Source organism: Leptolyngbya sp. DQ-M1, assembly GCF_039962505.1.
Taxonomy (GTDB): Bacteria; Cyanobacteriota; Cyanobacteriia; order Leptolyngbyales; family Leptolyngbyaceae; genus Leptolyngbya.
Map to the genome: position 1 here is coordinate 1,091,197 of NZ_JAMPLJ010000001.1, position 18,705 is coordinate 1,109,901.

General features: G+C 47.7%; 16 protein-coding genes. 12 read left to right on the plus strand and 4 right to left on the minus strand.

Annotation, left to right across the window (positions count from 1 at the left end; translation table 11 throughout):
- Positions 1 to 52: 52 nt before the first annotated feature.
- On the minus strand, positions 53 to 361 hold the full coding sequence (locus NC981_RS05290) for a carbon dioxide-concentrating mechanism protein CcmK (RefSeq protein ID WP_190375521.1): 309 nt from the start codon (positions 359 to 361) through the stop codon (positions 53 to 55).
- A gap of 487 nt (positions 362 to 848) precedes the next feature.
- Here NC981_RS05290 and NC981_RS05295 point away from each other — a divergent pair, with 487 nt between their 5' ends.
- The 7 genes from NC981_RS05295 (at position 849) to NC981_RS05325 (ending at position 10,981) form a co-directional block, all read left to right on the plus strand.
- Complete coding sequence (locus NC981_RS05295) at positions 849 to 2,684, plus strand: NAD(P)H-quinone oxidoreductase subunit F (protein WP_348241832.1); 1,836 nt, start codon at positions 849 to 851, stop codon at positions 2,682 to 2,684.
- Positions 2,685 to 2,704: 20 nt separating this feature from the next.
- Positions 2,705 to 4,225: an NADH-quinone oxidoreductase subunit M gene (locus NC981_RS05300; RefSeq protein WP_348241834.1), complete on the plus strand. Its 1,521-nt coding sequence runs from the start codon at positions 2,705 to 2,707 to the stop codon at positions 4,223 to 4,225.
- Positions 4,226 to 4,227: 2 nt separating this feature from the next.
- Positions 4,228 to 5,367 (plus strand): CO2 hydration protein, encoded by a 1,140-nt coding sequence (locus NC981_RS05305; RefSeq protein WP_348241836.1) that lies wholly within the window; start codon positions 4,228 to 4,230, stop codon positions 5,365 to 5,367.
- Entirely contained in the window at positions 5,364 to 5,816 is a 453-nt protein-coding gene (locus tag NC981_RS05310; protein ID WP_348241838.1) for a hypothetical protein, read from the plus strand. Before NC981_RS05305 ends, NC981_RS05310 begins: the two co-directional genes overlap by 4 nt.
- 363 nt (positions 5,817 to 6,179) lie before the next feature.
- Positions 6,180 to 8,078, plus strand: a complete 1,899-nt coding sequence (locus NC981_RS05315; protein ID WP_348241840.1) for an NAD(P)H-quinone oxidoreductase subunit F — start codon at positions 6,180 to 6,182, stop codon at positions 8,076 to 8,078.
- A gap of 48 nt (positions 8,079 to 8,126) precedes the next feature.
- A complete protein-coding gene (locus tag NC981_RS05320; protein ID WP_348241842.1) occupies positions 8,127 to 9,644 on the plus strand; it encodes an NADH-quinone oxidoreductase subunit M in 1,518 nt (505 codons plus the stop codon).
- A 32-nt stretch (positions 9,645 to 9,676) separates the two neighbouring features.
- Positions 9,677 to 10,981: a CO2 hydration protein gene (locus tag NC981_RS05325; protein WP_190375528.1), complete on the plus strand. Its 1,305-nt coding sequence runs from the start codon at positions 9,677 to 9,679 to the stop codon at positions 10,979 to 10,981.
- A 108-nt stretch (positions 10,982 to 11,089) separates the two neighbouring features.
- Here NC981_RS05325 and NC981_RS05330 read toward each other — a convergent pair whose 3' ends face one another.
- The gene (locus NC981_RS05330) at positions 11,090 to 11,491 is read right to left on the minus strand and encodes a fasciclin domain-containing protein (RefSeq protein WP_190375529.1); all 402 of its coding nucleotides are present in this window, start codon (positions 11,489 to 11,491) and stop codon (positions 11,090 to 11,092) included.
- A 450-nt stretch (positions 11,492 to 11,941) separates the two neighbouring features.
- On the opposite strand from NC981_RS05330, the gene NC981_RS05335 reads away from it, so the two are divergent.
- The gene (locus NC981_RS05335) at positions 11,942 to 12,889 is read left to right on the plus strand and encodes a LysR family transcriptional regulator (RefSeq protein WP_348241844.1); all 948 of its coding nucleotides are present in this window, start codon (positions 11,942 to 11,944) and stop codon (positions 12,887 to 12,889) included.
- 47 nt (positions 12,890 to 12,936) lie between these two features.
- Here the strand turns inward: NC981_RS05335 and NC981_RS05340 are convergent, their stop codons facing one another.
- On the minus strand, positions 12,937 to 14,127 hold the full coding sequence (locus tag NC981_RS05340; protein WP_348241846.1) for a Coenzyme F420 hydrogenase/dehydrogenase, beta subunit C-terminal domain: 1,191 nt from the start codon (positions 14,125 to 14,127) through the stop codon (positions 12,937 to 12,939).
- A 334-nt stretch (positions 14,128 to 14,461) separates the two neighbouring features.
- Here NC981_RS05340 and NC981_RS05345 point away from each other — a divergent pair, with 334 nt between their 5' ends.
- Positions 14,462 to 15,154 carry a response regulator transcription factor gene (locus NC981_RS05345; RefSeq protein ID WP_348241848.1) on the plus strand — a complete coding sequence of 231 codons (693 nt, stop codon included), beginning with the start codon at positions 14,462 to 14,464 and terminating at the stop codon, positions 15,152 to 15,154.
- A 198-nt stretch (positions 15,155 to 15,352) separates the two neighbouring features.
- Here the strand turns inward: NC981_RS05345 and NC981_RS05350 are convergent, their stop codons facing one another.
- A complete protein-coding gene (locus NC981_RS05350) occupies positions 15,353 to 16,324 on the minus strand; it encodes a stage II sporulation protein M (RefSeq protein ID WP_348241850.1) in 972 nt (323 codons plus the stop codon).
- Positions 16,325 to 16,409: 85 nt separating this feature from the next.
- Here NC981_RS05350 and NC981_RS05355 point away from each other — a divergent pair, with 85 nt between their 5' ends.
- The 3 genes from NC981_RS05355 to NC981_RS05365 are packed head-to-tail and all read left to right on the plus strand — an operon-like array spanning position 16,410 to position 18,665.
- Positions 16,410 to 17,228: a DUF975 domain-containing protein gene (locus NC981_RS05355; protein WP_348241852.1), complete on the plus strand. Its 819-nt coding sequence runs from the start codon at positions 16,410 to 16,412 to the stop codon at positions 17,226 to 17,228.
- 42 nt (positions 17,229 to 17,270) lie between these two features.
- Positions 17,271 to 18,041: an RDD family protein gene (locus NC981_RS05360; protein ID WP_348241854.1), complete on the plus strand. Its 771-nt coding sequence runs from the start codon at positions 17,271 to 17,273 to the stop codon at positions 18,039 to 18,041.
- A 42-nt stretch (positions 18,042 to 18,083) separates the two neighbouring features.
- Positions 18,084 to 18,665, plus strand: coding sequence for a TIGR00730 family Rossman fold protein (locus NC981_RS05365; RefSeq protein WP_348241856.1), 582 nt, complete (start codon positions 18,084 to 18,086; stop codon positions 18,663 to 18,665).
- Positions 18,666 to 18,705: the final 40 nt, after the last annotated feature.

Genomic DNA, 18,705 nt, shown 5'->3' on the forward strand with positions numbered 1-18,705 from the left:
ACGATGTCAATTCAAACTCGATGTCAATTCAAACCCAAACGATCGCGCACATTTAACTTCGGAATTGTTCCACCGCTTCGGTGTATCGAATCGGTAAGACATATTCTAGGTTCTCATGCGGACGCGCAATAATGTGACTTGATGCAGTTTCACCTCCATTAACGCGCTTGACTGATTCCAGTCCCGCCGCCAAAGAAGCTTGCACCTCGGACACATCGCCCCGAACGATAACAGTCACGCGACCGCTACCAATCTTTTCATAGCCAACCAGGGTGACACGAGCGGCTTTCACCATTGCGTCTGCGGCTTCAACCACAGCCGGAAATCCCCGCGTTTCAATCATTCCCACAGCGATCGGCATTTCGTCTCTCCATAGATTGAAGTGGAACTAATTCAACATCGTAAACCAAAAGAGCGACGGGGATCGCCCATCATTCTTACTGTTGTCGAGTTTTCCACTGTGCTACTTCTTCAGAATAGAGTTGAGTCTGTCACTTGACAATATAATGTTCTATGATAGTTGCAAATTCATGACATAAGCGGAGCTAATGTCTCTGATTGAAGTCGCTGGAATAACCTGAGTCAACATGTAACCATAGATTGATTTCAATCCGAAAAATCGAATCGTTAATAAATCATTAAAAGTCTATATAAATCCAAGCTAATCTCAATGATTGAATTTGTCTATCGATCACATTTTACTTTTAAAGGGTTGAAGCGCTAAGCTGAATCCTAAGACTTTAGAGCGATTATTTTCGGTTTTGAATCCGGAAGATTATGTAAAGCTCCCCCAGGTTCAAGCGAATTTGGTTCGGGGAGCATTTTTAGCAAATTTCTAGGCGAAGAGTATGCAGCAGTCCCTAATCGAAACAAGCTGGTGGATTCCTTGCTACGGACTTCTAGGTGCATTTTTGACGCTGCCTTGGTCTGTGGGACTGATTCGGAAGACAGGTCCTCGTCCTGCGGCTTATCTTAATGTATTAACGACTGTGCTAGCGTTTGTGCATGGAATCGCACTGTTTGGCGCAGTCTGGGGACAGGAACCGCAGCATTTCGCCTTTCACTGGCTGCAGGCAGCAGATTTAGATTTGACGTTTTCGTTGGAGCTTTCTCCAATTAGTGTTGGTGCAATGGAGCTGGTGACGGGCTTGAGTCTGTTTGCTCAGGTGTTTGCGCTGGGGTACATGGAGAAAGACTGGGCGCTGGCGCGATTTTTTGGATTGATGGGATTTTTTGAAGGTGCAATGAGCGGATTGGCAGTGAGTGATTCGCTCTTTCTGACCTATGCACTTCTAGAAATGCTGACGCTCTCAACTTATTTGTTGGTGGGGTTTTGGTATGCTCAACCACTTGTTGTGACTGCGGCGCGAGATGCGTTTCTGACCAAGCGGGTTGGAGATGTGTTGCTGTTGATGGGTGTTGTGGCACTGTCTGCGCTTTCTGGAAGCTTAGATTTTCCGGGACTTTATGATTGGGCAGAAAAGGCAGAACTGTCACCTGTGGTGTCGGCGTTACTGGGACTAGCGTTGATTTCAGGCCCAATTGGGAAGTGTGCCCAGTTTCCGCTACATCTCTGGCTGGATGAAGCAATGGAAGGTCCGAACCCTGCGTCGATTTTACGGAACTCAGTTGTCGTTGGATGTGGTGCTTACGTATTGATCAGGCTTCAGCCGATCGTTACGTTGTCGCCTGTCGCTTCCACTGCTCTGGTGACTTTAGGAACGATGACTGCGATCGGGGCTTCTCTGGTTTCTCTCGCTCAAATTGACATGAAGCGGGCATTGTCTCATTCCACCAGTGCTTATCTCGGATTAGTCTTTATTGCGGTCGGCATTGGCTGGACGGATTTCGCCTTCATTCTGTTGTTTGCTCATGCGATCGCAAAAGCGCTTCTGTTCATGAGTACCGGATCAATCATTATGACCACCAGTTCTCAAGACATCACAGAAATGGGCGGCTTGTGGTCAAAAATGCCTGCGACAACCACTGCGTTTCTAACAGGTTCAGCCGGATTAGTGGGGCTGTTTCCGCTGGGTGGGTTCTGGGCATTGCAGCGCGGAATTGATGATTTTTGGTATGACAAGCCTTGGCTAGTCGTGGTCGTGCTGGCGGTGAATGCACTGACCGCTCTAAACCTGACGAGAGTTTACCGATTAGTGTTCATGGGTAAGGTGCAGCCAAAAACTCGACGCGCTCCAGAAGTTCCCTGGCTGATGGCTGTGCCTATGGTGTCACTAAGTGTTTTAACCTTGATGATTCCGATCATCCTCAATACTCTGAACCTATTGCCTCATTGGGAGATTATGAATTGGTCAGCAGCAGGACTGTTGATTCTGTCTGGGATCGCGGGTACAGCGTTGGGATTTGCAATCACGTTGAACTATGCCTGGATTCGTCCCGTCCAAGCTCCGCTCCGATTTTTCCAAGATTTGCTGGCGTATGACTTTTACGTGGATCGTCTATATCGCGTCAGTGTGGTTTTGGTTGTAAACGCGATCGCTCAATTTAGCGCCTGGTGCGATCGTTACATCGTGGATGGAGTAGTCAACTTCGTCGGATTAGCTTCGCTCTTTAGCGGTGAGACTTTGAAATATAGCGCTTCAGGACGATCGCAAGCTTATATGCTGACCATTTCGCTTGTGGTTGGCTTGTTAGGTGCGCTTCTAACTTGGTCGATGTGGTAACTCTTTCTAAAGAATGACTTATGTTGAGTACGTTGATTTGGATACCGATTTTGGGTGCGATCGTGATTGGACTGTTGCCGGGTTCGATCTCCGATCAATCTTTGAGAAGAACAGCGATCGCAACCGTTAGCATTGCCTTAGCTGTGTCGCTTTGGATTGCGACTCAGTTTGATGTGATTAATATCGGACTTCAGTTTCAAGAAGATCTGCCCTGGCTGGAACCACTGGGACTGACTTACCGATTAGGGTTAGACGGTTTGTCGCTGCCGCTGATTGTTCTGAATTGCTTTTTAACCCTGATTGCGCTGTTTTCCACGCCCCCAGCCGTTCAACGTCCTCGGCTTTATTACTTGCTGATTTTAGTGATTAATGCTGCCGTTGCTGGAGCATTTCTCGCTCATAACTTATTGTTGTTCTTCTTGTTCTATGAGTTGGAACTCATTCCACTTTATCTACTGATTGGAATTTGGGGAGGAGCAAAGCGGGGGTACGCTTCGACGAAGTTTCTGATCTACACGGCGGTTTCAGGAATATTAATTCTAATTGCATTTCTAGGTTTAACTTGGTTAAGCGGCGCAACCTCGTTTGAATACAACCCAGCATTAACCGAAGCACTGCCGTTAACATCACAAGTGATATTGCTGGGCGCGATTCTAATCGGATTCGGGATCAAGATCCCGCTGTTTCCGCTACATACTTGGTTGCCCGATGCTCACGTTGAAGCTTCTACGCCAATCTCAGTGCTGCTTGCAGGGGTATTGTTGAAGCTTGGAACTTATGGGTTGTTGCGGTTTGGATTGCAGTTATTTCCGCAAGCTTGGGCGGTATTGGCTCCATACCTGGCGATTTGGGCAGTCGTGAGTGTGTTGTTTGGTGCCTTTACTGCGATCGCTCAAACCGATATGAAAAAGATGGTGGCTTACAGTTCAGTCGGGCACATGGGATTTATTCTTCTCGCTGCCGCAGCGGCAACACCGCTAAGTCTGTTGGGCTGTGTGTTCCAGATGGTGAGCCACGGTTTGATCTCCGCGCTGCTATTTGCCCTAGTCGGTGTAGTCTATACCAAAACAGGAACCCGTGACATTACCGTTTTGAAAGGATTGTTAACTCCAGAGCGAGGCTTACCGATCGTCGGTAGTTTGATGATTTTGGGTGTGATGGCGAGTGCTGGAATTCCAGGAATGGTTGGGTTTATTTCGGAGTTTCTGATATTCCGGGGAAGTTTCATCGCATTCCCAGTGCAAACACTGCTCAGTATGATTGGCACAGGTTTGACGGCGGTTTACTTTTTGCTATTGGTGAATCGCACCTTCTTTGGGCGGCTGCCGGATCAGTTTGCAAATCTGCCACCGGTGTCTTGGTCGGAACGAATTCCTTCTATTGCGGTGGCGGTTTTGATTGTGCTGTTGGGTTTGCAACCCAGTTGGCTGGTGCATTGGACTGAGACGACAACGACTGCAATGTTGAGCGAATATCCAACGATCGCAGTTCATTCCGCCCCAACTCAATCTCATCCCGTTTCGGTCTTACCGTTGGAGTAACTATGGTTGTCGCACGTTCAAAATCCTCGCACTCGTTAGCCGATATCATTGAGCGCATCGAGTCAGGCGGCGCACTTTTGCCGGAATCGCCCACGAACTTGATTGAAGTCGTTGGCGTTCTTAAAAGCTATGGCGTTGTTTTAGGCGCTTATTCTCGCAATCTCGAATTCATTGCTGAGAATCAGTTTTTAGTGTTGTTTCCATTTTTCAAGTATTTCGACGGAGACGTTTCAACGAAGAAGCTTTTAAAGCATTGGTGGCACGATCGAATTAACTACGAATTCTCCGAATACTGCATGAAAGCTATGTTGTGGCACGGCGGTGGTGGCTTAGATCAGTATGTCGATAGCTGCGAATTTATTGATCGCGCACAACAAGCAATTCAAGCCAAGATCAAAAGTAACTTCTTTATCCGAAATCTGTCGCAAATTTTCCCAAATTTTCTGCTGGAACAAGTGCGAATGTCTTGTTATTACAGTGCACTTGGGCAGTTTTGGACGGTGATGAGCGATATGTTTCTCAATCTGTCCGATCGCTATGACAACGGTGAAATTAAAACCATTCAAGATGTCGTCAATCATGTGAAAGCGGGATTGGTGAACAATGCAGCACTACCCATTACTTATGCCGTGAAGATTGGCGATTGTACTTACGAAATCATTCCAGAATCCGCAGGCTTACAGTTTTTGATGGATACAGCAGTGCCTTATGTGGAAGCGGTATTCTTCAAATCTTTTCCGTTCATGGGAACCGTCTCTTACAATGCTCAAGCGCGACAAATCCCCTTAGAGCAGGAACGATTCTCCTATGGTGCACTGTATGCGGATCCATTACCGGTTGGCGGCGGTGGAATTCCACCTACGTTGTTGATGCAAGACATGACGCATTATCTGCCGGAATACCTGCTTGATTTTTACCGCCGATCGCTCAGAGGCGAAAGTGATATGCGTGTCAAAATCTGTATTAGCTTCCAGAAATCGATGTTCTGCGTGACAACAGCCGCGATTTTGGGATTGGCTCCTCATGAAATCAACACCCAAGATCCAAAGGAACAGGAGGAAAATCGCAAATACTTAGAAGGCTGGATGGATAAACTAATAGAGTCACGCCTGATTAGTTTTCAAGCTTGCGACGTTTTATGAATCAACAGATTGGCGGCATCATTCAAGCAGGATACGGGGTTGCATCGGGCAGAACAAACAGCAGCCCCTATCCTAAAGGCACGATCGAGATGCAAACTCCATTTTTCAAGCAGTTGGGACTCGATCTCACACCATTTTTTCCGGGTACCCTCAACGTCAATATCAGCCCGAACGAATTTGAACTAATATCGCCTCTACATACATTTAGAAATGTGCAATGGGCGGAAGGATTTGAGCCGGAGGATTTTTCTTTTACGCCCTGCCAAATTATCCATCAGAACAAAAGCTTCGACAGCCTGATTTACTATCCGCATCCAGAGACAAAAATCGGGCATTTTCAGAATCCATCGATCGTAGAAGTGATCGCTCCGCTCATTTTCGATCTGAAATATGGCGATCGCGTTACGCTCAGCGTCGATCCTCGACAAGTGCGGATTCTTGAGAGATAGACTTTTGGCGATGGAATGCGATCGTAATATTAATCGATCAGCCGATGAATAATCTCTGTCATCACCATAAAGTTTTTCAATAGTTAAATTAAGTATTGATAATAATTGATTCGGACAATTCCAATCATAGGTAATAGATTATAAGCCCTACAATGACTGGATTTCAGCGCCTCACCCAAATGGTTCGCTGTGTTCCTTTCAATGCTTAAGTGTGATAAACATTATAGTTACTACAGAGTGTTTAAGAATTTGTAAAATAAGTCCCAGAGCGCTGTTGCGGTGAGTTGGGCACTGCTTGTCTCTGGCAGACATTCTCTCATTCATTTGATTTCGATTCAGCTTGCTATCTAGAGGTGAATTTCGATGGCTCACCCATTGCTTCAAAGCATTTGGTTAATCCCTTGCTACGCTCTTCTTGGCGCTATCCTTTCTGCGCTTTGGTTTCCGGGTATTACTCGACGGACTGGACCACGCCCATCCGGATACCTCAACGCGCTCATGTCTATGGCAACATTCTTGCACGCTGCGTTCGCGCTGCCTGCGATTTGGGGACAGCCTCCCCAGGAGATTTTGATTCCCTGGCTGGATGTTGCGGGACTGAATCTGACGATCCCGATCGAGATTTCCACCCTTAGCGTGGGTGCGATCGTTCTCGTTGCTGGAATTAATCTTCTGGCGCAGACTTACGCTTTCGGCTACATGGAAATGGATTGGGGTTGGGCACGATTCTTCTCGCTGCTCGGCTTGTTTGAAGCGGGAATGACCGCCCTCGTTCTATGTAATTCCCTCTTCTTTAGCTACTTTATTCTGGAAATCCTAACGCTTGCCACGTATCTGCTTGTCGGCATCTGGTTCAATCAGTCTCTTGTGGTGACAGGTGCGAGAGATGCCTTTCTGACCAAACGGATCGGGGACTTGTTCTTGCTAATGGGGGTGGTTGCGCTTTTGCCGATCGCAGGAACCTGGAACTTTAATGAACTGGCAGAATGGGCACAAACGGCTCAAGTTGATCCGAAGGTGATCACCCTCGTGGGCTTGGCGTTGATTGCAGGTCCAATGGGTAAATGCGCTCAATTTCCTTTGCATTTATGGCTAGATGAAGCAATGGAAGGTCCGGTTCCAGCTTCAATTTTGCGGAACTCCGTCGTAGTTGCAACTGGTGCTTGGGTGATGTACAAGCTTGAACCTGTTTTAGCACTGTCTCCAACGGTTCTAGCGACCACGGTTTTTATCGGTGCGGTTAGCGCGATCGGTGGCTCATTGATTGCGATCGCTCAAATCGACCTTAAGCGGACACAATCCTATTTAGTCACCGCTTACATGGGCTTGGTGTTTATCGCGATCGGAACTCAGCAACCCGAAGCGGCTCTCCTGCTCGTATTGACTCATTCGCTGGCATCTGCATTGATCATCATGGGCGGTGGCGCAGTCGTCTGGAACAGCATCACCCAAGATGTCACTCAACTCGGAGGCTTATGGTCGCGCCGTCCGGTTTCAGGCTTTAGTTTCTTGATTGGTTTGGCTGGATTAGTCGCGCTCCCTCCGTTCGGTGGATTTTGGGCGGCGCTAAAAATTGCACAAGGCGTTTGGGAGACTCAGCCCTGGATTGTTGGAATTATTTTGCTGGTGAATGCGTTTGCAGCATTTGGAATCACACGAGTCTTCTGTTTACTCTTTATGGGTGAAGCAAAGCAAATGGCTCAACGATCCCCAGAAGTTCACTACTGGATGGCGCTGCCGATGATTGTAATGATGGGCTTTACGCTGCATCTGCCGCTCATTCTTGAAGCTTTGGATCTTCTACCAAGTTGGGCAGACATTAATACCGACGTTGCACTTTTGCTGATCTGGTCAACGATTACAGGCATTGCTTTAAGCGCGATCGTCTATACCAACAACAACATTGCAAAACCCGTGGTTCTTCCCTGGAAAGGACTGCAAGACCTGCTGGCCTATGACTTCTACACTCCGAATCTGTATCGCAGCAGCATTGTTTTCGTCGTTGCGCTCGTTTCTCAAATCACATCCTGGTTTGATAAATACCTCGTGGACGGAGGACTGAATCTCTTTGGTGTTCTCACCCTGTTTAGCGGTCGGAACCTGCGATACAGCACCTCCGGTCAATCGCAGTTCTATATGCTGACGATCGTGTTCGGAATTGCCTTGATCAGTGTATTGCTGAGTCTGCCATTCCTCTCGCATGTCACAGTCTCGCTTTTCCCACAGAACACCACCGAAATTGTCATGAGTGTTCAGCGTTAATCGCCATTTCAATTCTCTCTAGATTCTCAAGCTAAAGGAAAGTGTTCTATGCTGAGTCCGTTGATTTGGCTACCGCTGATTGGTGCGTTAGTCATTGGGTTAATTCCTAAACTGTCTGCAAAACAAGCAAAATTGGGTGCGATCGCGGTTTCCGGTGCCGTTCTAGTTTGGACGATCGTGCTGATGCTCAACTTCGATTTGAGCCAGCCCGGGATGCAAATGCAGGAGTACCACACCTGGATTCCAACTTTGGGAATTAGCTATAGTTTGGCGATCGATGGATTGTCTCTGCCGCTCGTGGCGTTGGGCAGTTTGATTACGATCGTGGTAGCTTCCAACAGCGAAGTTGGACTAAAACCCGGAGAAGCTTTACAGCGTCCGCAGCTGTTTTACTCTCTCCTTTTGATTGTGCATTCGGGGGTGGCGGGTGCGTTTCTGGCGCAAAACTTGCTGTTGTTTTTCTTATTCTATGAAGTCGAACTCGTTCCGTTCTATCTGCTGATTCTGATTTGGGGCGGACAGAAGCGCGAATATGCTGCGATGAAGTTCCTGATTTACACAGCGATTTCAGGCATTTTGATTTTAGCAGCATTTCTAGGCATCGCTTGGTTAGGTCATTCTGCAAGCTTTGACTACAGCGACATCAACACAGCGGTTCTGCCTCAAAAAGCTCAGTTAATTTTGTTGACTCTTTTACTGATTGGATTTGGGATCAAAACTCCGCTGGTTCCACTGCACACTTGGTTGCCTGATGCTTATGTTGAAGCTTCGACCCCGGTTGCTATCTTGCTCGGTGGAATCTTAGCGAAGCTTGGAACCTATGGGCTAGTTCGATTCGCGCTAGGAATGTTCCCAGAAACGTGGAAGCTGATTTCACCTGGACTTTCCATCATTGCGGCCGTTTCAATTCTCTACGGTGCATTGTCGGCGCTGGCACAGCATGACATTAAGCGGATGGTAGCATTTAGCTCAATCGCTCACATGGGCTATGTATTGCTCGGAGCGGCGGCACTGACACCGCTGGCAATGGTCGGTGCAGTATCTCAAATGATTGCACATGGTTTGATTCTGGCGCTGCTGTTCTATCTCGTGGGCTTGGTCGAATCGAAGACGGGAACTCGCGATCGCGACATTCTCAACGGGTTACTCAATCCCATTCGAGGATTACCCCTCACCAGCGCCTTGCTCATTCTGGCTGCAATGGCGAGTGCTGGAATTCCGGGACTTGCTGGATTTGTAGCTGAGTTTCTCGTATTCCAGGGTAGCTTCTCAACCTTCCCGGTGCAGACCTTAGTAGCAATCCTTGGAACGGGGTTAACTGCGGTTTATTTCGTCATCCTGCTGAATCGGACTTGTTTCGGAAAGCTCGACAACTACACCGCCTACTATCCCAAAGTCAAATTTACTGAGTACGTTCCAGCACTCGTTCTGACGGCGTTGATTTTCTGGCTCGGTATCCAGCCGACTTGGTTAGTGCGCTGGAGTGAGCAAACAACGAAAGCACTCGTTACAGCCGCAGTCCCTCAAGTTGAGCAGGTTGCATTTAATTCTGTCGATCGTTCTTAAGTTCGCGCCACTGAATCAGGAGAGAATTCGCTATGAATATGCCCGCTCCCACTAAAACCAAGCTTCCTCCCTCACAGCACCCGTTTGCGGAAGTGATTCATCGCCTCGAAGCAGGCGGCGCAATGCTTCCCGACACGCCTGAAAACCTGATGCAGATTATTGGACTGTACAAAGCGTATGCAGTGCCAATGGACTTCTACTGGCGCGATTTGCTCTACATTGGTGAGCAAGTCTTCCTCAATCCGCTGCCCGTCTTCAAGTATTTCATCTCGGATGAGTACATGAAGCGTCACAACCACTATGCAGGCGACGATGCAGATTTGCGAATTTGGCGCGGTACTGCAGAAGCGCATCCAGAACTGATTGAGTTCATGGAAAAAGGCGAGCTGAACAAGAAGTTACCCCGCGCCTTGCATCACCTCTGGCACGATCGTATCAATATGGAGTTCGCGGAAGAGTGTATGCGGGCGATGCTGTGGCACCGAGGCATGTATGTTCCGGTGAATCAGTTCGATCCGTACCTCGATAGCGATGAGTACAAGGCAAATGCCGATCGAGCGATCAAGGCATACTTCCGCAAGAATCCGGTGATGGCAGGCTTGTACAAACTGTTCCCCGATATGTTCTTAGAGCAGTGCCGTCAAGCTTCCTATTATGCGAATCTCGGATTGTTCTGGGAAGTCATGGCTCCGGTGTTCTTCGAGATGTCGGATTTGTATGATGAAGGCAAAATCGCGTCGGTTCCACAAGCGATGGACTTCTTGGTGAATGGCATCTTCGCGATCGCAGGTCGCCCAATCTATCACCACGTTTACATTGATGGTGAATGCTACGAAATCATTCCCAAATCGAAAGGATTTACTTGGCTATACGAAGCAGCTTTACCTTACGTGGAAGCTGTGTTCTACAGAACATCTCCGTTCCGAGGTACGAAGTCTTATAACGCCCAAGCAGGACAAGTTCCATTTGATCAGAAAGACTTCCATTATGGCGTTCTGTACGCAGATAAATTTCCGGTTGGAACCGCTGGAATTCCGCCGACATTCTTGGCTCAAGATATGCTGCATTTCTTGCCACCTTACTTGGTGGAATATTACAAGCAGCATTGTCGAGGTGAAGACGATATGCTGGTGCAGCTCGCTGTCAGTTTCCAGCGATCGATGTATTGCGTCACCTCTGCGGTAATTCAAGCGTTGCGAGCTGCATTGCTGTATCCGCTCGATGACACCAATCCAAATCACCTGATGGCAAATCGACGCTTCTTTGAATCGCAGCTCGATCGTTTCTTACGCCCTGAGTCGCGAATTCGTGAGATTCAGAGCCAAGACTACCGGTAATTCAAGACTTTGCGGTTCGTTCTGATATTTCCAAGCGAACCGCAAATCCAGCAGGCACACAAAAAAAACGATCGCGATTCCACGATCGTTCTCTCATTTACTTGATTCTTATCCCATCAAAATAACGGTATCAATCACGTGAATGACCCCGTTATCTGCTTCGATGTCAGCCGCTAGAACCGTTGCATTCTTTACCTCAAATCCATCCTCGAAGTGAAATGGAATGGGTGATCCTTCAAGTGAAGTCACCGAGCCTAATTTCTCCAAGTCTGCTTTCATGTACTTCCCTGAAGCAACGTGAAACGTCAGGATTCGGGACAGTTGCGGAATATTTTGAACCAGCGTTTGAATCGTTCCGGGTGGAAGCTTTGCAAAGGCATCGTCATTCGGCGCGAATACGGTAAAAGGCCCTGGACTCTTGAGCGCATCCACCAAGTTTGCCGCCTTTACTGCGGTTACAAGGGTGTTAAATGAGCCAGCGCCAACTGCAATATCAACAATATCTGCCATAGTGCGATCTGAGGATAAAGGGTAACGGAAAGAGCGTGACAGAACGTTTACGTGACAGAACGTTTAACTGAAGTCACCCCACTGAACTTTACAATGAGAAGGCTCTTTTGGTTGTTAAAGTTCTGTTGCGTTCGCCAGCGTGAGAAAGTGTTCGATTTATGACCCGCAAACCATAAGAAAAGCGTTACACGCGATAGACCTGAAGGGGTAGAGCTACAAACTGCGACAGAGTACAGCGAACTCACTCCAACAAAATTCTGATTCGTGTAACGCCAAATTGGAAGGGAGCATATGCTCTTGTGTATTATCATAACTACAAAAGCTATAAGGAAAAATCGCTGTTCTCTATAAGTTTCATAGAACTGATTCTATACAGCGATTTTGTTACCTCGAATAAATGCAAGTTTTGACCGTTTGTTGCGATCGTTTCTCAAATCAGGAGAGTTTATTTTGCAGAATGCTACATTGCACCAGTTAAAGGTTTTTGAAGCGGTTGCCCGCCATAGCAGTTTTACCCGCGCTGCTGAAGAACTATTTTTGACTCAGCCCACGGTTTCGATGCAGGTAAAACAGCTATCGAAAACAGTTGGTTTGCCCTTGTTCGAGCAGGTCGGCAAACGCTTGTATTTGACAGCAGCCGGAAAAGAACTTTATTCGACCTGTCGCGATGTATTTGAGCGTTTAGAGCAGTTTCAGATTGCGATCGCCGATCTCAAAGGCCTTAAACAAGGGACGCTTCGCCTTGCTGTAGTTACAACCGCGAAATATGTGATTCCGCGTATTTTAGGTCCGTTTTGCCAGCGCTACCCCGGAATTGATGTTTCGCTGACGGTGACGAATCATCAGTACGTCCTTGATAGCTTGGCGGATAACCGGGATGATTTGTACATTCTCAGTCAGCTTCCGGACGATTCAGAGGCGCACTGTGAACCCTTCATGGAAAATCCGCTGGTTGTGCTTGCGCCGAGAAACCATCCGCTCACTAAAGAGAAGGATATCCCACTGTCTCGGATTTCTGAGGAGCCGTTTATTATGCGGGAACCAGGGTCTGGAACGCGCAAAGCTGTTCAAAAGCTGTTTGATGCTCAAGGTCTGCCGATGAAAGTCAAATTAGACTTAGGCAGCAATGAAGCGATTAAACAAGCGATCGCAGGCGGGATGGGTTTATCGGTGTTGTCGAAGCATACGTTAGCGCTGGAAGGAGTCAACAATCAGCTTGCCATTTTGGATGTTGAAGGCTTCCCGATCGAGCGGTATTGGTATGTGGTGCATCCTTCTGGCAAACAGCTTTCTGCGATCGCGAAGGCGTTTTACGATTACCTGATGAACGAGGGCAAGCGAGTGGCTGAAGAGACTTCTGTTTTAGGCGTGTTGGAAAAGGAAAAAGTAGAGGTGTAGAAAAGGTGGGAGAGTTTGCTACACCTGAATAGCAAACTCTCCTTCAGTCACTCAGGCAGCTTGTATTGGCTCACAATCTTTTTGGCATAACCGGGAACGTGCTGTTCTAGCTTTTCAGGATGATTGCGTTTCACATATAGATAGTTGCGAGTGAAATGCGAATCGATCGAGAATCGAGCATACTCCAATCCTTTCGGGCCAATTTTCTCGATCACAACACCCATCAGCTTTGCTGCCCACATGGGTAACGTCACGCCTTTATCGTATGCAGGAATACTCTGCTGAACCGCTTGACGGCGATCGCCCTTTGACATCACCGGCTGAGTTTGAATTTGATCTTGAACTAAATCAAGCATTTCTTGACCCCGATCGTTTCTGACCACAATCCATTGCCAGCCGAATGGCGCACCCATATATCCCACAACCAAATCCGCGAGTGAATTCACATAGTCAAAGCAGCTTAAACACGAGGGCGCAAACACATCTTTGAGTTGGTTGGTTTTCAAGCCGAAGAACGGTACTAATTCGGTTGAGCCATCCTCGTGCTTGAAGTGGACTTGGAAATCCTGCATGAATTCGTAATACACGACCGTTTCAGGCGATCGGCTGGTGGTATCCAGAAATTTCTGTAAGCCTTCGCGGGTGACATTATCGGTACAGGGCGTTCCTAATACATACAGCTTTTCTAGCCCTAACTCTTTCTCAACTGCCCGCAGAGCCTGAATTTGACATCCGACTCCAATCACTAGAAGCCGTTTCATTCCTGACTGTTCGATTTGCTCCAAGACCGAAAGATTCGGCGAAAGCGTCGGCTTGTTGACTCGTGCTGCCAGAATTTCTTCAGGAGTTGTTGCAATAATCGGGTGCGGCTGAAAGCGATCGTCCTTCGTGTTTTGCACACAGACTACGCCTTCTACAAGTCCGCGGGTCAGCATCTCAATGGCGATCGTGCTCACAATTCCTGTCCACTGTGCCCCCGCGATCGGCTCAGTTTTGCGGGCCGCTATCATCTCTTGATGCACCCCAAAATACAGATCGTCCGCATTCTCTAGATCTCGACTGCGCCCGTGGGTCTGTTCTTCTAGGGAAGGAATTTGTTGATTGATAAACGCACAAGCTTCCTTCACATAATGAATATAGTAGGTATCACAGAGTCCACATTCACTACACAGTTCTTTCGCAGGACGGCGACTCGAAGGTTTGAGTGCTTTTGCTTTTTTATGAGGAACCAGGGTCATTTTTGAAAGATTGAATTTGATCGCTATTGATCACAATAACTCAGGACTGTCGCCCAATTTAGCGATCGCGCAGCAAATCGATAGACTGTGATAATTCAAAATGATCTAATCTGCACAGGTTGATGATTCTCTGTAGAAGTAGCGGAGTTCAGCATAATTCTGTATTAAAACTTAACAAAAACCAGCCCTTAGATAGAGTTCTGAACCGATTTTTTTCCTTGTAAACCTCTGACTGTGGGTAGACCGAGAATTGCAGCAACTCGGTCTAGAATTGTTTCAGCAAAATAAATCTGCAATTGAGCGTAAAGATTATATTTCTATTGGAGTAGCCAAGATGGATAAGATTCGAGTTGTACTGATTGAAGATCATGATCTGACTCGGTTTGGTATTCGTGCGCTCCTGAAAGAGCAAGGAATCGAACTGGTCGGAGAAGCGCGTGATGCTCGATCGGGATTAAACCTGATTCGCTCGGTTCAGCCGGATATTGCCATCGTAGATATTGGCTTACCCGATATGACAGGAATTGAGCTGACTCAACAATTTAGAGCCGAAGCCGAGTCACCGGACACCAAAATCTTGATCATGACGATGCACGATGATGAGGAGATGGTGCTGGCAGCGTTTGCCGCAGGTGCGGACTCATACTGCATGAAGGATATCAGCGGTAGCCGCTTGGCAGAAGCCATTCAAACGACCGCAGGGGGAAATGCTTGGATCGATCCGGCGATCGCTCGAATCGTTCTCTCCCAGGTGAAGGTTGGACAGCCTGCTGCTGCCACAACCGTCACGATCAATCGGCTTTCTTCAGAAGACAGCGGCATGATCTCAGATTATCCGCTGACGACTCGCGAACTCGATGTGCTGGAACTGATTGTAGACGGGCGTAGTAACGCTGAGATTGCGGAGCGGCTTTACATCACGATCGGAACTGTGAAAACGCACGTTCGTAACATTCTGAACAAGCTGTGTGTGAACGATCGGACTCAAATCGCAGTCCGAGCATTGCGGGCAGGATTAATCAAATAGTTCGGGTGTAGAGCGGTTATTTTGTTAGGCTCAATTGCACTGTAAGCTCAACTTGATCTGCATTAACTCAAAACATCAGCTTTCCGTCTGGTTCAGGAGCAAAGCTGATGTTTTTTTTAGAAACTGTTCAACTGTGATCTATTGTGATGTGATCTTTTTCGAGCCTACAGATTCTTGTCAGCAGAGTTCAGCAGTTTTTCAGGCGGATTGGGTCGATCGTCTGCGGCTGCAATAGCGCACAAGGGCAATAAATAAGCCGATTCCAACCAGATACTTTAATGGATCAGGAACAATTGGACTCGGTGAGAAAAAACCTTCAATTACCCCCGCTACGATCAACAGTGGAATTACACCAAACATTAACTGTGCGGCTTTCAAGCCATAGACTTTAATGGCATCAATACGGCGGTATTGTCCTGGAAGCAGAATGCCGCGTGCAATTAGTAATCCTGCGCTCCCAGAGAAGAAGATGGCTGGAAGTTCTAGCGATCCATGCGGAAAAACAAATGCCCAAAATGGAAACGCGAGATTGTTCTGAGCCACCAGTGTTCCTACGCCACCGATTAGCAAGCCATTCATAAACAGGATAAACATCGTAAAAACCCCGATCGTCATCCCTCCAGCAACCGCTTTGAACGTCACGCCCAAATTATTCGTCATAATCTGGCTGGCTGCGGTCGGTTCACTGCCTAAAATCGAACCCATCCAGAGTTTGCCTTCGTCGCGGACTGTCCGAATCAGATGATCAGGCACGACCAATGCAAGAAATTGCGGGTCGCGCCACGAAAACCACCACGCAATTAATCCACCCAAGAGAAACAATCCGGTTGCGATCGCCGTATACGCGATTGTTTGCTGTATGACTTCCGGTAAGCCCCATTTGTAAAAGTCGATCGCACTTTTCCACTCTTGTTTACGCGATCCCTGATACACCTGGCTATACCCGCGAGAAGTCAAACGCTGGAGATCTTGCACGATCGTATGACCAACCAACGTTTGATGAGTCCGCGCTCTGGCAAGATCAGCCGAAATCGATCGATATAGACTTGCAAGCGCTTTGATCTCTTCGGTTGAGAGCGATCGTAGTCCGCGTTTTTCAATGCGCGTTAGCAATTCATCTAGCCGTTTCCAGTTTGGCTCGCGTCGAGCAATCCAGCGTTTTACATTCATAGTTTTGTGAAAAAGAGGGGAGCGTTTTTACCAACCTCGCCTAAGATAGCCTCAGCCTTTCTGGTGATTCATTCACGTTGAGCTTATGTCTAATCTCAATCCAACTAACCCAATTCAACCACTCAGTGTTGGGGATGTCGTTAGCGCGGGTGTTCGCATTTATCGCTCTAACCTCAAACGCTATCTGATTTTAGTCTTGAGATCCTACCTCTGGATCTTTGTTCCAATTTATGGATGGGCAAAATCTGCTGAAATTTCTGGACGCATTTCTCGCCTTGCTTATCAGGAGTTGATTAACCAACCCGAAACACTGACAGAAGCAGAGCAAAAAACGAAACCGCAACTTTGGAACTTTTTTGGGGCTGCTTTGCTGCTGGGTCTGATTTATACCGGGCTGTATATGGCATTCGCGATCGCATTTCTCATCCTAATCGGTCTAACCGCAGTATTTGTAGCAGCAAATCCGGTATTAGGTTTAATTGGTGGACTGTTGATGGCAGCATTGGTGATTGCAGCGATCTTCGTATTCATTCGAGTATTCTCACGATTGTTAATCTATGAGGTACCTTTAGCGGTTGAGGAGAATGTCGATGCAACAACTTCTCTAAGTCGAAGTTGGAATCTAACCAAGGGTTCAGTCGGTCGAATTCAGTGGATTGTCATCGTCGCGTTTCTGCTGACGTTAATCGTCAATATACCAAGCCAAATTGCCGGGGCGGCAATGCCTACAGGCGACACTGTTGATCCAGGTGTGGCAGCGATCGCGCTCTTGCTGTTTGTCGTGGTGAGTTTGGCATCAAGTGCGCTGATCACACCGTTTTGGCAGGTGATTAAAGCTGTGATTTATTATGACTTACGATCGCGTAGAGAAGGCTTGGGCTTAGAGTTGCGTGATCGCGGCTAAATTGGGCATGGCTGAGACATTCCTCGAACTAATTGCACCGCTATGAGCTTGTTTAATCGCATCAAAATCCGAACTCCCGAAAGCGTCGAATTAGAGTTTACGCTGGCGGGAATTGGCAATCGCACGATCGCGCTCGTGGTGGATTATCTAATCTGGGGTGCGGTGCTGATTGGGGTGCTGATTTTTTGGGGTGTCTTGTCGTTTCAGCTTCAGCGATATTTTCCCACGCTTGACAATATTGAACTCTGGCTGACTGCGATCGCGATTCTGATTTCGTTTGCGGTGTACACGGGGTATTTTGTTTTTTTTGAAACCTTATGGCAGGGACAAACCCCAGGAAAGCGATACAGTAAGATTCGTGTGATTCGCGATGATGGGCAACCTGTGGGAGCCACGCAAGCGATTCTTCGGGCTTTGATCCGTCCGATCGACGACACTTTTTTTATCGGAATGCTGTTGATCATTCTGACTAAGCGCGAGAAACGATTGGGCGATTTGATTGCAGGAACATTGGTGATTCAAGAAGAACGCCCGATCGCGGCTTCCACGTTCGCCATCTCTACTGAAGCGGAATCCTTGGCAGATCAATTGCTGGCAACTCAAAATTTGAATGCACTCCTTCCCAATGATTTTGCAGTGATTCGGGAGTATTTGCAGCGACGATCGATGTTAGCTCCCGAAGCAAGGACTGATTTAAGTTTGAAACTAGCGCGACAGGCGAGAGACTTGATCGAAATGCAAGAGCTACCGTTTCAAATGACACCGGATCTGTTTTTAGAAGCGGTTTATCTGGCGTATCAAAAGCGCGACTGACTTTTGTGGTAAAGTTTGCACTCAAGTTTTGAGGGAGTTCCTGTGCGATCGATTTGTGTATTTTGTGGGTCGAGTATGGGGCAAAATCCCGACTACGAGAAAGCAGCAGTAGAGTTAGGGACTGCGATCGCCGATCGCGGTATCAATCTCGTTTACGGAGGTAGCCATCTAGGATTAATGGGCGCTGTTGCAGATGCCGCACTTGCCGCAGGAGGAGAAGTCTTCGGCATCATTCCAGGTTTTTTGGCATCTAAGGAACTCGCACATCAGGGATTGACCCGATTGGAAACGGTAGAGTCAATGCACGATCGCAAAGCCAGAATGGTAGAGCTTTCAGATGCGTTCATCGCGCTGCCGGGAGGTTACGGCACCCTAGAAGAGTTTTGCGAGGTGCTCACTTGGGCACAATTGGGCTTGCATCAGAAGCCGCAAGGATTGCTGAATGTTGCAGGGTACTACAATTCGCTGTTGCAGTTCTTTGATCAAGCGGTGGCAGAGAAGCTGGTGCGTCCGATTCATCGCGCTTTAGTGATTGAGGCAACAGAGCCAGAGGTGTTGCTTGATCGTTTGTCTGCCTACCAGCCGCAGACTGTGGATAAGTGGATTAAGCAAGAGGAAGTTTAGGGCGACCTGCGCCAATCGCGAAAAGCGCTGCACTCTATCA

Excerpts from the sequence above, each read along its gene's own strand:
- NC981_RS05290 (WP_190375521.1), bottom strand. The coding sequence starts at position 361 with ATGCCGATCGCTGTGGGAATGATTGAAACGCGGGGATTTCCGGCTGTG.
- NC981_RS05295 (WP_348241832.1), top strand. The coding sequence starts at position 849 with ATGCAGCAGTCCCTAATCGAAACAAGCTGGTGGATTCCTTGCTACGGA.
- NC981_RS05300 (WP_348241834.1), top strand. The coding sequence starts at position 2,705 with ATGTTGAGTACGTTGATTTGGATACCGATTTTGGGTGCGATCGTGATT.
- NC981_RS05305 (WP_348241836.1), top strand. The coding sequence starts at position 4,228 with ATGGTTGTCGCACGTTCAAAATCCTCGCACTCGTTAGCCGATATCATT.
- NC981_RS05310 (WP_348241838.1), top strand. The coding sequence starts at position 5,364 with ATGAATCAACAGATTGGCGGCATCATTCAAGCAGGATACGGGGTTGCA.
- NC981_RS05315 (WP_348241840.1), top strand. The coding sequence starts at position 6,180 with ATGGCTCACCCATTGCTTCAAAGCATTTGGTTAATCCCTTGCTACGCT.
- NC981_RS05320 (WP_348241842.1), top strand. The coding sequence starts at position 8,127 with ATGCTGAGTCCGTTGATTTGGCTACCGCTGATTGGTGCGTTAGTCATT.
- NC981_RS05325 (WP_190375528.1), top strand. The coding sequence starts at position 9,677 with ATGAATATGCCCGCTCCCACTAAAACCAAGCTTCCTCCCTCACAGCAC.
- NC981_RS05330 (WP_190375529.1), bottom strand. The coding sequence starts at position 11,491 with ATGGCAGATATTGTTGATATTGCAGTTGGCGCTGGCTCATTTAACACC.
- NC981_RS05340 (WP_348241846.1), bottom strand. The coding sequence starts at position 14,127 with ATGACCCTGGTTCCTCATAAAAAAGCAAAAGCACTCAAACCTTCGAGT.
- NC981_RS05345 (WP_348241848.1), top strand. The coding sequence starts at position 14,462 with ATGGATAAGATTCGAGTTGTACTGATTGAAGATCATGATCTGACTCGG.
- NC981_RS05350 (WP_348241850.1), bottom strand. The coding sequence starts at position 16,324 with ATGAATGTAAAACGCTGGATTGCTCGACGCGAGCCAAACTGGAAACGG.
- NC981_RS05355 (WP_348241852.1), top strand. The coding sequence starts at position 16,410 with ATGTCTAATCTCAATCCAACTAACCCAATTCAACCACTCAGTGTTGGG.
- NC981_RS05360 (WP_348241854.1), top strand. The coding sequence starts at position 17,271 with ATGAGCTTGTTTAATCGCATCAAAATCCGAACTCCCGAAAGCGTCGAA.